The following is a 12,971-nucleotide window of genomic DNA, read 5'->3' on the forward strand; positions in this document are numbered from 1 at the left end:
CCCTCGCGGCCCCGCGCACGCGGCCCCCCTCGGCGCGCCCCCTGCCGTGTTCCCGCACCCCCGCCGCCGCATCGCGGCACCCCCGTCCCCGCACCTCGGCGCCCGCGCACCCACGCCCCACGCAGTCGGCCGGCCCCACGCGCGTGCCACCCGCCGGCGTCGGCCATAGGCCCGCCCTCCTGCGGACACGCGCCCGGCGGGGCCCCTCCGGCCGGGCGCAGGCGGGGCCCGCGGCCGCTCCCCGTTCGGGCCGGGTGCGCTCGACCCCCCCGCGCCACCCGTCCGCAGCGGTGCCGGGAGGGGCGCGATGACCGGTCCCGCCGGGGAGCCCGCCGACACAGGCCGCGAACACGGCGTCCTGGTCGGCGTGGACCTCGCCGGAATCCAGCGCTTCGTGTTCGAGGGCCGGCGGCTCCTCGACGCCATCGGCCGCGCCACGCTCGTCGCCGACCTCACCGACACCGAGCGCCCGCACCTGAAGGGCCTGCTCGACGACCCCGCCACCGGCGAGCACCGCGTCCTCCGCGACGCCGGAGGGGCCCTCTACATCGCCTTCACCGACCCCCGGCCCGGCGGCGCGGTCCGCAGCGCCCGCACCTTCACCGGCCGCTACACCCGGCGGCTGCGCGACGTCTCCGACCAGCTGACCCCGGTGGTCGCCCACATCGCCTACGGCCCCGCCCCCGACACCCCCGGAGCCCCCGCCACCCAGGGCGAGGCGCTTCGGCTGCTGCCCGTCGCCCTCCAGCAGGCCCGCTCCCGCCTCACAGCGGCCCACCAGCCCGTCCCCGGACTCGGCGTCACCGCGCTGTGCGACGTCACCGGGCGCCCCGCCGAACTGCTCGACCACACCCGCGACCGCGGCCCCGTCCGCGAGCGCGCCGCCCGCGACATCGTCGCCGCGCGCGTCCGCGCCCGGCGCTGGCACCAGGAGAACAGCACCTCCTGGCTGCGCGGCATCGCGGCGCCCGCCGGCTTCGACCACCTCGAACTGCCCACCGATGTCGACCACCTCGGCCGCGAGATCGGCGACATCAGCCGGCTGGCGGTCATCCACCTCGACTTCAACGGCCTCGGCGACCTCCTCAAGCGCTACCACCGCGCCCGCGCCGACTCCGGCGCCGACGTCGTCGCCGCCATGCGCCGCGTCTCCGCCGACATCGCCCGCCTGACCGAAGGTCTCGCCCGCGCCATCATCCGGTCGGTGGCCGCCGCCATCGACACCGACCGCTCCGGCCGCGACCCCGTGATCACCGGCGCCGGCGCGGGGACCCGGCTGCGCCCCCGCACCGACCGCCGCACCGTCTACGTGCCCGTCCGGCCGGTCGTGGTCGCCGGCGACGACCTCACCATCATCTGCGACGCCCGGCTGGCCTGGAGCGTCACCCGGTTCGCGCTGCGCTGGCTCGACGCCGACCCCGCCGGGCTCGGTCCCGCCGACCCCCGGACGGCCATGGCGTCGCGCGCGGGCGAGGACCCCTGGGGGCGCCGTATCGGCGGCACCGGGACCGTCACCGGGGTGCCCTCTGCGGGCATCGGCATCGCCGTCCAGCCCGTGGGCGCGCCCCTGTCCGTCGGCTACGACATCTGCGCCGCGCTGTGCGAGCGCGCCAAGGAGCACCGCAAAGCCGCCGAACACCGGCTCGACGACCACGTGGTGGCGTGGTCGCACCTCTTCGACGCCCCGGCGCGCGTCCTCGCGCGCCTGGAGGACGCCCGCGGTCCCGCCGGCGCCGTGCCGCCCCGGACCACCCTGCCCATGACCGGCACCGAGTTCCACGCGTTCCTGAGCGACTACCTCGACGGCGACGCCCCGCGCGGCCTCCGGGCCCCGGCCATGGCGGCGCAGCGCTCCTGGCTGCTGTCCCGGCTGGAGCCGCTGCTGCGCGACGGCCTGGACCCCGCGCCCGAACTGGCCCGGCGACGCGACCTCGGACTGCCCGCCCGGCTGCCCGAGCCGTTCGCGCGCGCCGCACTGCTCGACGCGCTCGGCCTCCTCGACATCCACCTGGACGTCCCTCTCGCCGATCCCCCCGTCCCCGCGCCGGCGGGTGCCCGATGACGGGCGGTACCCCGAGCCGGTTCCGGCCCGCGGCCGCCGCGGCCGGTTCCCGCCCGCCCTCGCCCCCGCCCCCGACCCGGGGCCGGCGGGAGGCCCCCGGTGTCCGCGGGCGGGAACGGGAGGGCCCCGGGGCCTCGTACCGGCGGCGGAAGGAGCGCCGCGCCATGGCCGCGCACACGCGGCACAGACCCCGTAGCGCGTCGGCCCGCTCCTAGGAGGGCGCCCGTTCCCGGCCACCGCCGGCCGGGCGCGGCTCCCGAGGAGGCCGGCGCACCCCAGCCGCAGGACGCGTTCCCTCCCTCCTCCCCGGCCGGATCCGGGGCACCCACCCAAGGAGACCTGATGAACGAGGGCGAACCGCGGACGGCCACCCCCCGCCACGGCGGCGGCCAGGTCCGCTACCTCCCCGGCGGGCTCCGGCCCGGGGCGCGGGAGCCCCGGCGGCCGGCGTCCGTGCTGCGCGTGCCCGAGGCCGCGCGGCGGCGGCGCGGCTCCGGTCCGGCCCCCGCGGTACTGATCGTCAGCCTCGCGGCGCCCGCGGTGTTCGCGGGCACCAGCGCCTCCGGGTCCGCCGCCGACGCCGATGTCGTCACCGACGCGCACGGCCTGCCCTACCTGCCCCGCCACCGCGTCGCGGCCCGGCTGCGCGACGCCGCCGTGAGCGCCGTGCGCGCCGACCCCGCACTGCTGCCGGCCGCCCGTTCCCTGTTCGGCGCCTCCCGCGAGCACGGCCCCGACCGCATCCTGCGCATCGGCCACGCCCTCCCGCCCGAATCCGTGCGCGCCGCGGTCGCCTGGGCGCTGGAGCAGCGTGCCGACGACCCCGCGTCGGCCCACGGGCCCACCCTGCTGCGCGCCGTCACCGACGCGTTCACCTCGCTGGAGAGCGGCGTCGAGATCGACCCCGGCGGAGCGGCCGTCGAAGGCCGGCTGCGCACCGTCCGGGTACTCGACCCCGGTCTGCGCCTCACGGCCGTCCTGCGCTGGGCGCGGCCGCCCGATGCGCGCGAGCTCCGCTGCCTGGCCCGTGCGGCCCTCGCCTTCACGCAGGCGGGCCTCAAGGCCAGCCGCGGCCGGGGCAGGATCGACGCCCGCCTGGCAGAGACCCCCGAGACCGACCGCGACCACGCCCACACGGCCACGCTGACCTGGGCCGGAATCGACCCGGGAGGCGCTGTCCGAGAAGAAGAGGTGTGACGATCTCGGCTCTGGTGCCCGACGACCGGTCCAGCGGTACCGGCAGAGCCGCATACGCCTACCTGGCATTGCGCTATGTGCTCACCGAGTCACTCGTCGTGCGCTCCCGCTACGACCCGCTGCGCATCACCACCGATCCCGTGATCAGCGGCCGCGCGCAACGGGGGATGCTCGCCGCGGCGCTGCGCCACGCCCGCCGCGACGACCTCGTCGAGGGGTGGATCGCGCGCGGCGACTCCATCCGGTTCGCGCCCGCCTTCCCGCGCCTGGAGGACGCCTCCGGAGCGGCCATGACCGTTCCCGCACCGCGCTGCTGGCACTCCCACCTGCCCCCGGAGAGCGACTCCCAGCACCTGGCCGACCTCGTCGCCGCCCCCGGTGCGCCCGGCATCGCCTACCGGTCCCTGGGCGGCCTGGTCACCCCCGACCTCGGCCACCGCGCGGTGCCGCTGACCCGCACCGAGCAGTACCTCGGTGTCGCCCGAGGCGACGCCGGGCGCAACGCCATGCCCTTCTTCACCACCAGCCTCGAACCCGGGCAGGTCTTCGAGGCACGCTGGCAGCTGCGCGCCGCCACCGGAGCCGAGCTCCGGGTCCTCGCCGGGCGCGTGCTCGACGTCCTGGCGGCGGCCGACGGCCTGCTCTCGCTGGGGTCGGGCGGCAGCCGGGCCCACGGCGGCGGCATCCGGATCACCCCGGCCCAGGGCGGCGCCGAGCCGCTCGTCGCCGACCGCGTCGACGCCGGGCGCGGCCCCTGGCCGCGCGGGGACTCCCGCGACCTCCTGGTGCTGGCACCCGCCCTGATCGACGACCACCTCGGCCGGCCGTCGCCCGGGTCGCTGCGCGCGGCTGCCGCCGCCACCCTCCTCGCCGTGCTGGGACCCGGCGCCGCCGAGGTCACCGGCGCGCACATCGACCAGCAGGTCGTCGGCGCCTACCACCGGATGTACCGGGGCCCCATGGCCGAACGCTGGGCGGTGGCCCCCGGGTCGCATGTGCGGCTGCGCGCCCTGCGCGACATCGCCCTGGACGAGATCCGCGCGGTCGAGGCCCGTCCCCTGGGCCGCCGTGCCGCCGACGGCCACGGCGCCGCGGCCCTGCTCCCGATCGCCGAACCGGCCGGAGTCCCCGCCGACCGGTCTCCTCTGTCCCGCCCGGGGGGTGCACACCCCGAACCCGGGCGCCGCTTCGCGGTTCCCGGCGGGCGGCCGGGTCCGGAGGGGACGGAACTCCGGACCCGGCCCGTGCCCCTGGCCGACGGCTCGCCCGCATGGGTGGAGCCCCGGTGGGTGGCCGCCGAGGCCGCCGCCGACCCCTCGGACTCGCCCGTGGCCCGCCTCCAGGACGCGCTGCTCTCCCGGGCCGCGGCCGAACCCGTGCGCGCGCACGCGCGCCAGCTCGCCCGCCGCTCGGCCCGCCTGCCGGCGCCGGCGCTGCTGGGCCGGCTGCGCGAGGTCGTCACCGTGCCCGGCCACGCCCCCGCCGCGGTGCTCTCGCGGCTCGCGGGCGTGGTCCGCGGAGACCCCGCGGCAGCGGCGCCGCACGCCCCTTTCGGCGAGGCCGCCCGGCAGGCCGCCGCCCTCGCCACCGTCCCCTTCGGAACAGGGGAGGTCTCCCTGCCCGACTGGCTGGAGCGCGCCGCCGCCGACCCCGCCGCGTGGTGGGAGCAGGCCGGGCCCGATGACACCGACCTCGCCGCCGCGCTGACCCCGGTCGACCTCGCGTGGACCGCCGGGGCCGGCCCGTCCTCGGCGTCGGCCGCCTGGCGGATCCGGCCCGATGTCCTGGCCCGCCTCACCCTGCTGCTGGTGAGCACCTGGCTGTCGGCCGCGGCCCAGCCGGGCACCGGCACCGACCCCGCCCCCCGGGAGGCCACCGGATGACCCCGCGTCCCGGCCCGGACCGCGCCCACGCCGCTCCCGCGCGCCTCCGGCCCACCCGCGCCGAGGTGGGCCGTTGACCGGGCGTCCCGTGGGCCGGCCGGCGGCCATCGACACCGTCACACTCGTGCGGGGATTCCCCGCTCGGGCATCCGGCGACGGGCCCGCTGCGGCTGTGGCGGCACAGCGGGCCCGGCCGGATGTGCATGCCGGGCCGAGGCTGAGCGAGGGCCCGGCTCCGCGGGCGTCCGCGGCCGCAGGCCGCGGGCGCCCCGCGCACCAGCGGCGCCGCCGCAGTGCCCGCACCGCGGCCCCGGACCCGCACCCGGACGTCCCCGCCTCAGGTCGCGGCCCGAGGCCGACCCGCGTACCGCCGTCCCCGGATCCGGTCGGACCGACCGTGCGCCCCGCCGCAGGCGTGCGCGCCCCCGCACCGTCGCCGCACGGCCCACCCCCCGCGCCCCGGTCCCCTTCGCCCGGCCGGCGGTCATGGGCGGCCGGGCGCGGGACCGGCGCCCGGCTCCCGGAGCGCACGGGAGACCGGCCCCACGACCGCGCACGCGTCCACCCGCGCACCGGCGGCGGGCGCCGGCGGCCCCACCGGCCCGTCCCGGCCGCGGGCCGGGCGGCACGCGAACACCTCGGCCCGGCGCAGGTCCGGCGGGCCCCTGACGGAAAGGTCGGCAGGTGACGGATCCGGGGGTGCTTTGGGACACCGGGCTGGACGAGTTCGCGGCCGCCGCCGCGCCATGCCCGCAGATCGTCTGGGAGTTCACCGCCCGCCTGTGCCTGCTCGGTGACACCCACATCGGGGCCGCCCACAGCGCGCCCCGGCACACGGCGGGCAACGACGTCGACCTGATCGACCGCGACCCCACCGACGGCCGCCCGCGGCTGCGCGCCACCACGCAGGCCGGCCTGCTCCGCCACCACCTGGCCGCGCGGCTGGGCGGCGCGGGGCGCGGCGCCGCCGCCGAGCTGTTCGGCGAGGCCGCACCGCCCCGCGGCGACGACGACGCACTCGCCGCCGTCCAGCTCACCCGCAGCGCGCTGGACCTCGACGACGCGTTCGCCGACCTCCCCCCCGAGGCCGGAGTGGCCGTGCGCGCCGGCAACCGGGTCGACCCCGGAAGCGGCGCCGCCGTCCCCGGCGCGCTCTGGCAGATGGAGACCCTGCCCGCGGGCACCCGGTTCACCCTGACCCTGCGGCTGTGCGTCGACGACCCCGAATCGGAGGGGCGGCTGCTCGCCCTGACCGCCCTCGCCGCCGAAGGGCTGTCCGGCGACGGCCCCGGCATCTCCCTGGGCGCGCGCACCGCCCGCGGCTACGGCGCGGCGCGCGCCGACCTCTGGCACGCCCGCCGCCACGACCTGCGCACCGCCCAGGGCTGGGCCGCCTGGTACGCGCCCACGTGGGCCGAGCGGTGGGAGCGCGCTCGCGACGCCGTCGCCGGCACCGCGGCCACACCGGCCGAGGAGGACGGCGCCAGCCTGCTCTCCCTGCTCGCCGCGCGGCTGCGCGACACCCCCGACCCCGCCGCGGTGGTGGCCGACGCCTTCCACGACACCCTGGCCGCCCACGGCGACGACCGCCGCCACCGCGACGAACTGACCCTCACCCTGGAACTCGCCGAACGCCCCACCGCCGCGTTCCTGCCCGCCCCCGAGGACCCCGGACACCCCGCCGCCAACGGCGGCGCGGCCGTCCCCCGCCCCGGGCTGCTGATGGTCGGCGACACCCCGGCCCCCGACTCCATCGGCGAGGTCGACCGCACCCACCTGCGGCGGCCGCGGGTCACCGGCGACGGCGGCGTGGAATGGCGTCCGACCCTCGGCGACACCGCCCTGTTCGCGCTCTTCAAACGCGTCAGCCAGCGCCTCATCCGCGACATCTCCGGCGAGGCCGACCGCGGCCTGGGGGAGTGGCCGGAGCACAGCCCCGGCCGGCGGCTGCACACCCGCTGGTGGGGCGGTGAGTCGCGCGGGGGCAGGGCCCCGGCGTCCTCGCGCATCCGGCTCCGCGAGGCCGCCGAGCTCACCGGCGGCACCAGCCAGCGCACCGCCCGCGTCAACATCGACGCGCTCTTCGGCGACGCCGTCGACACCCGCTTCTTCGCCGACGACGTCTACGCGGGCGGCCGCGCGCACGTCACCCTCGACATCTCCCGCCCCGACGACGCCGTACGCGGGCTGATCGCGCTCATCGTGCGCGAACTGCGGACCGTACCGCTCGACACCATCGGCGGCGGATCGGGCATCGGCAACGGCCGGCTGACCGTCACCGGAGCGGTCCTCACCCGCCACGACCCCGGGGCCCCGCCGCAGCCGTGCGACCTCGTCGCCGCCATCGACGACGCCCGGGGGCCCGAACGGGCCGCCGTCACCCCCTGGCTCGCGGCCCTGCGCGCGGCGGTCACCCCCCGCACCGCGGGCCGCCCAGGCAGGGTGATCCGATGAGCGGCGCCCAGGGGCCGCCTAACAACTTACGGAGCGACCGTGACCGTTGACCCCGGTGCCCCGAGCGGTACCGACTCCCCGCCCGCTCCGCTGGGGGTGCACAGCGCCGCCTTGGCCGACGACCAGGCGGGGCAGGTGATCGCCGAACTGTTCGGCTGCCGAAGCCGCAGCACCCTCCTCGACGCCTACGCGCCCGGCGAACCCCAGTGGCTGCTCGCCGAACTCGGCGACGGCCGCATCACCGGTGGCTGTCCCGGCGAGATCTGGCGGTTCTCCGGCGACGATCCCGAGACCGCCGCCCTCTCCGCCCCGCTGCTCGCGCCCGACCGCGGCGACGCCTGGCGGCTCCTCGACGCCGTGCTCTTCTCCCCGTCGGCGCAGATCCACATCGCCGAGGGCGCCGAAGCCGCATGGGTGTCCCACGACAGCGCCGACGCCGCCGCCCTCGCGCCCTGGCTGCGCCCCCGCGACCGCTCCTTCCTGCTGACCGGGTGGCGCGCCCGCCCCGGGAGCGCCAACCGGCACAGCCGGACCCTCGACGGCGACATCCCCTTCAGCATCGGCCGCGAACTGTCCGGGTCCACCGCCTGCCACCCCGTGACCTGGCAGGACTTCGAGGTCGAATGGCCCACCGCCGCGTCCGGGACCGACCAGCGGACCCCGGTGAGCGCGGGCAGCTGGGTCAGTGTCCGAGAGTACTGGGCAGAGGATCCCGTCACTGGAGCGGTCGGGGTGGCCTTCCATCGCCTGACCGGCTACCACGCCGGGCCGAAGCCCACGGCGCCGCTCGGCATCGACGAACCGGACGCCGTGTAGAAGGAGGACCGCGTGAGCGATCAGCCGCACTCCGCCGCCCGGAGACCGAGTCCTGCCGCCATGCCGCGCCGCCGCGCCTCCGTCGCCGCACGACGATCCGCGCCACTGCCCCCCGGTGGCCGATCGCGATCCCGCGACGAGCGCGGCGGCGCCCCCGGCCGCCGCCCCGGCCCGCCCGATCCTCTGCGCGACCACCAGGCCGTCGCCCCCTACGGCCTGGTGCCGCTGCCCGACCACCCCATGCCGGCCGAGCGCCTCCAGGAATCCGTCCTGCGCGACGGCATCACCCAGCGCCATGTCCTCGCCGGCCACGACCGCCGCATCCCCGGCACCCACACCGGCTGGATCGACCTCGAGATCCGCTCCCTGACTCCCCTCTTCGTCGGCGCCACCCACAAAGGCGCCGACCCCGCCCGCTCGCTGACCATCGACGGCCGCCCCGCGCTGCCCGGCGCCACCCTGCGCGGCCTCACGCGCAACGTCCTGCGCGTCGTCACGGGCGGCGAGACCGGCCACGTCAACACCCCGCAGCTCTTCTTCCGCGCCCCGGCGGCCTCCAGCACCGACAAGCGCGCCCGCCACGTCATGCGGAACATGAACCGCGGCTACCGCGAGCGCCACGGCGCGCCCTCCAGCCCGCCCGGCGCGGCGGTCAAGGCCGGGTTCCTGCGCTACCTGGGGGCCGGACGCGGTTGGGTCATCCACCCGCTGCCCGTCGAGCGCCCCCTCCAGGTCCGCCTGGCCGACCTGCGCGACGACCTCGCGCGCTACCCGGGGCTGCCGCCCTTCCCGATGCCCGACCCCTCCGCCGGGGGCGACCCCGCCGCAGGCGGCCACGTTCCGGCCGAGACCCACCGGGAATTCCAGTTCCTGCGGGTCACCGCCCTGTGCCCCGACGTCGACGGCCGCACCGTCGGCGAGACCCGGTTCTGGGCCATGGCGGTCCTGCCCGCGGGCGAACCCGTCACCCCCGGCCACCGCGAAACCGTCCGCGACCGGCTGCGCGAGCGCTGGTCGGAGAAGCTCGTCCGCGCCCAGCAGGCGGTCGACAAGGCCGGCGGCGAACGCGCCCGCGCCTCGGCGCGCGGCCGGCGCAACGACATCGACCGCGCGATGGAGCGGGTCGACTCCACCGGGATCCGCAGCCACGACTGCGTCTTGGTGCTCACCGGCACCGCCGGGGAGCGCAAGAACGCCTACCTGTTCCCCACCGGGATCTCCCCCGACCTCCGGCTGCCGGTGCCCGACCACCTCGTCCGCATGGTCGAGTCCGCCGACCAGATCACCCGCTTCCAGGAGCGCAACTTCCCGGTCGACCTGTCCACGGGCCTGACCCTGGGCGGGCCCTCTGCCGGGGGCGCCGCCGATTCCGGCCGGGAGCGCCCCGGCGGGCTCGATCGCGGCGCCTGCGAACCCGTGTGGTACCAGGACAGCGGGGGCCACGTGGTCTCCTTCGGGCGCTCGGGCGGCTACCGGGTGGCCGTCGGCGAATACGACCCGATCCGTCGCGCCCTGCCCGACGGCATCGTGAGCCCCGACCCCGCCGACCCCGGGGCGGCCGGCCGCACCCCCGACATCCCGCGCGCGCTCTTCGGCGACATCGACCTGCTGCCCCAGCGCGAAGGCGCCGGACCCGCGGTGCGCGGGCGGGTCTCCGTCGGATCGGCCGTCTGCACCGACCCCGACCCCTGGTTCCCGCACGCGCTGCGGGTCGAACTCCTCTCCCCGCAGCGCTCCTGCTTCGCCAACTACCTGCTCCAGCCCCTGACCGACCGCACATGGGGCAGCTCGCCCGACCTCGTCACCTGGTCCCACGAGGGCGACGTCCGGCTCGGCGGCTACAAGGTCTACCTGCACCGCCACGACCCCCTGCCCGACGAGGGCCTGCGCTACGCCGACCTCCGCGCCGACCACGTCCCCGACGGCGACACCAAGCGCGACGTCGTGCCCCTGCGCGCGGGGCTCACCTTCCGCGGCCGGATCACCTTCACCAACCTCACCGACGCCGAGATCGGCGCGCTGCTGCGGGCGCTGCTCCTCGGCAACCCCGCCCACGGCGGCGACCCCGCCGACCCCGTCTACGCCCACAAGCTGGGCCTGGGCAAATCGCTGGGGTTCGGCAGCGTGCACATCACCCCGGTGCTGCACCTGATCGACCATGCCGAACGCGCAGCCTCGCTCGACCCCGGCGCGGGCCTCCAGCGGGTGGGCGCCGAGGGCGTGCAGAAGCTCCTCGACACCTTCGACGACGCCCTGCTCACCTGGGAGCGCGAGGAGAGCGTGCGCGCCGGCCGGCCGCTCCCCGATGACTGGACCGACGTCGCGCGCGTCCAGGGCCTGCTGCTGGCGGCCCAGTGGCGCGAGCGGCTGCCCGAAAGCTGGACCCGCGTCATGGAACTCGAAGAATTCTCCGTCTACCCGGTCCTGCCGGCTTTACGGGACCGGTTCGCCGCCCACGCCCGGATCTCGGACACCGCTCCGGGCTGATGGGCGCAGCCCCGGCGGCACCCTGCCCCGTGCCGCCGGGGTCGCCACGGCCCCCGCCGCCCGACTGAGGGCATAGCAGCAGCGTATTCCGGCATCGCCCTACACCAGCAGAGCCGGAGACAGCCCGTCGAGGGCATGAGCCGCAGCGGGGGTGTTCGGCCCGGTCCACCCGTCCGGGTGGACCGGCGGCCGGGGGACACCGCCCATGGCGGCGCCCCCCGGCGCACGGGCGGGTGCGGCGGCCTCCCGGTGGTGCGGGTCACCCGGGCCGCCGCCGGGCCTCAGGGGGCTTCCGTGACGCCCTCGGGGATCAGGTCGGCCACCTCGACCGGCAGGCCGGTGCGGATCGACTCGTTGGCGGCCAGGCCGGTGAGCAGGGCATGGGCGCCGTCGAGGTGGGTGGGCCGCGGCTGGGCGCCGGGCACACCGAACAGCGTGTCGAGCATGCGGGTGTCACCGCCGCCGTGCCCGCCCTCGCCCACGCTGACCGGGACCACCCGGGGTTCCTCCCAGTGCGGGCGCAGGGTGAGGGTCGAGACCGTGTTCTCCTTGGGGGCGGGCATGCCGCGCACGGGCAGCGTCTCCGTGCGCTCGGCCGAGACCGACGGGTTCTCGGTCACGTCGAGCTCCAGCCGGCCCCGGCTGCCGGTGATGGCGACCCGGTAGCCCTCCCAAGGGGAGTAGGCCACCAGGTGGTAGCTGAGCTTCGCACCCGATGCGTAGCGCACGAGTACCGACATGTCGTCCTCGATGGTGATCCCGGAGCCGAACACGTTGCGGTCGCGGTGGTAGCCGTCCTCGTGCTCGGCGTCCAGGTACAGCTGCGTCATCGCCGGGCTGTCGCTCATGTGCAGGGCGAACGGGTCGTTCTCGGCGCCGGGGGAGGCGTGGGCGCGGTCGTAGCCGCCGGTCAGCTCCCGGCCGCGGCCGTTGCCGTCGCCGTAGAAGAACAGGTCGCCCCAGCCGAACACCGTGCGCGGGGTGCTGCCGATCCACCAGTCGACCAGATCGAAGTGGTGGCTGGACTTGTGCACCAGCAGACCGCCGGAGTGCTCCTTCTCGCGGTGCCAGCGGCGGAAGTAGTCGGCGCCGTGCCGCAGGTCGAGAAGCCATTCGAAGTGCACCGAGGCGACCTCGCCGATCGCGCCCGAGGACACCAGTTCGTGGACTTTGCGGTGCACCGGGTTGTAGCGGTAGTTGAAGGCGACGTTGACGCGCCGGCCGGTGCGCCGCTGTGTCTCCAGGATGCGCCGGCATCCGTCGAGGTCGGCGGTCATGGGCTTCTCGGTGACGACGTCGCATCCGGCCTCCATGGCGGCGCAGATGTAGTCGGCGTGCGTGCGGTCGACGGTGCAGACCACGACCTCGTCGATGTGTTCGGCCGCGAGCATCTCGGCGAACCGGTCGGCGGTGTAGGCGGGGACCCGCGGGTGGCCGTTGGCCTCGATGAGGTCGTTGTGGGCGCGCATCCGCGTCCGGTTGGTGTCGCACAGGGCGGCGAGCCGTGCGATGTGGGCGTGGGTGGAGGTCAGGGCGCCGGTGTACATGCGGGCGCGCGACCCCGTGCCCACGACCGCGAAGCGGCGGGTGGCGGCGGTGGAGGTCGGTGACGAAGCTGAGGTGGAGTCGATCACACCTCCAACGGTAAACGCTTTCCCTGCGTCGGTCCACTTCGGGGGGCCGAAAGAGGGGGTCGTGGGATGTCGGGTGGGCCGGGTGACAGGCGGGGACGGGGCGGCGCGGCGGGTCGCCGGGGCGGCGGTCGCGCCGAAGCGATGGGGGTCTCGCGCCCGGTCGCCGGGCAACGATCCGGACACGTTCCCTCCGCACGGAGTACGCGCCGGTGGCGATCGGTATCGAGGGTGAGGCCGTTCTCCGGGCGCGCTCGGGCGCGGCGTTCGGGCTGATCGGAGGCGCTCCGCGCGGGCGGTACGGCGCCGCCGGGGGCCTCCGGGGTCATAGGTGATGATTGACGTCACATTGCGAGGGTGTTAGAAACCGTTCATCACATTCTGGATAGCGCTTACCGGAATCATCCCCGGACCCGCGCCGTCCGGAACGCACCAGGGGGA

At 77.1% G+C, this 12,971-nt stretch carries 7 protein-coding genes; 6 read left to right on the plus strand and 1 reads right to left on the minus strand.

The features are described 5' to 3' along the window. Window positions 1-307: 307 nt before the first annotated feature. The 6 genes from ACFO4E_RS15260 to ACFO4E_RS15285 all read left to right on the plus strand — a co-directional run bounded on the left by ACFO4E_RS15260 (window position 308) and on the right by ACFO4E_RS15285 (window position 10,899). Window positions 308-2,062 carry a hypothetical protein gene (locus ACFO4E_RS15260; RefSeq protein WP_378575152.1) on the plus strand — a complete coding sequence of 585 codons (1,755 nt, stop codon included), beginning with the start codon at window positions 308-310 and terminating at the stop codon, window positions 2,060-2,062. Between the two features lie 342 nt (window positions 2,063-2,404). Further along, window positions 2,405-3,259: a hypothetical protein gene (locus ACFO4E_RS15265; RefSeq protein WP_378575155.1), complete on the plus strand. Its 855-nt coding sequence runs from the start codon at window positions 2,405-2,407 to the stop codon at window positions 3,257-3,259. Beyond that, window positions 3,256-5,142 (plus strand): hypothetical protein, encoded by a 1,887-nt coding sequence (locus tag ACFO4E_RS15270; protein WP_378575157.1) that lies wholly within the window; start codon window positions 3,256-3,258, stop codon window positions 5,140-5,142. Before ACFO4E_RS15265 ends, ACFO4E_RS15270 begins: the two co-directional genes overlap by 4 nt. 699 nt (window positions 5,143-5,841) lie before the next feature. Continuing rightward, a complete protein-coding gene (locus ACFO4E_RS15275) occupies window positions 5,842-7,596 on the plus strand; it encodes an RAMP superfamily CRISPR-associated protein (protein WP_378575160.1) in 1,755 nt (584 codons plus the stop codon). Between the two features lie 39 nt (window positions 7,597-7,635). Then, window positions 7,636-8,412, plus strand: coding sequence for a hypothetical protein (locus ACFO4E_RS15280; protein ID WP_378575162.1), 777 nt, complete (start codon window positions 7,636-7,638; stop codon window positions 8,410-8,412). Between the two features lie 12 nt (window positions 8,413-8,424). Then, window positions 8,425-10,899 (plus strand): TIGR03986 family type III CRISPR-associated RAMP protein, encoded by a 2,475-nt coding sequence (locus ACFO4E_RS15285; protein ID WP_378575164.1) that lies wholly within the window; start codon window positions 8,425-8,427, stop codon window positions 10,897-10,899. Between the two features lie 281 nt (window positions 10,900-11,180). Here ACFO4E_RS15285 and ACFO4E_RS15290 read toward each other — a convergent pair whose 3' ends face one another. Beyond that, window positions 11,181-12,533 (minus strand): Gfo/Idh/MocA family protein, encoded by a 1,353-nt coding sequence (locus ACFO4E_RS15290; RefSeq protein WP_378575166.1) that lies wholly within the window; start codon window positions 12,531-12,533, stop codon window positions 11,181-11,183. Window positions 12,534-12,971: the final 438 nt, after the last annotated feature.

It is taken from the genome of Nocardiopsis mangrovi (genome assembly GCF_042653925.1).
GTDB classification, from domain to species: domain Bacteria; phylum Actinomycetota; class Actinomycetes; order Streptosporangiales; family Streptosporangiaceae; genus Nocardiopsis_B; species Nocardiopsis_B mangrovi.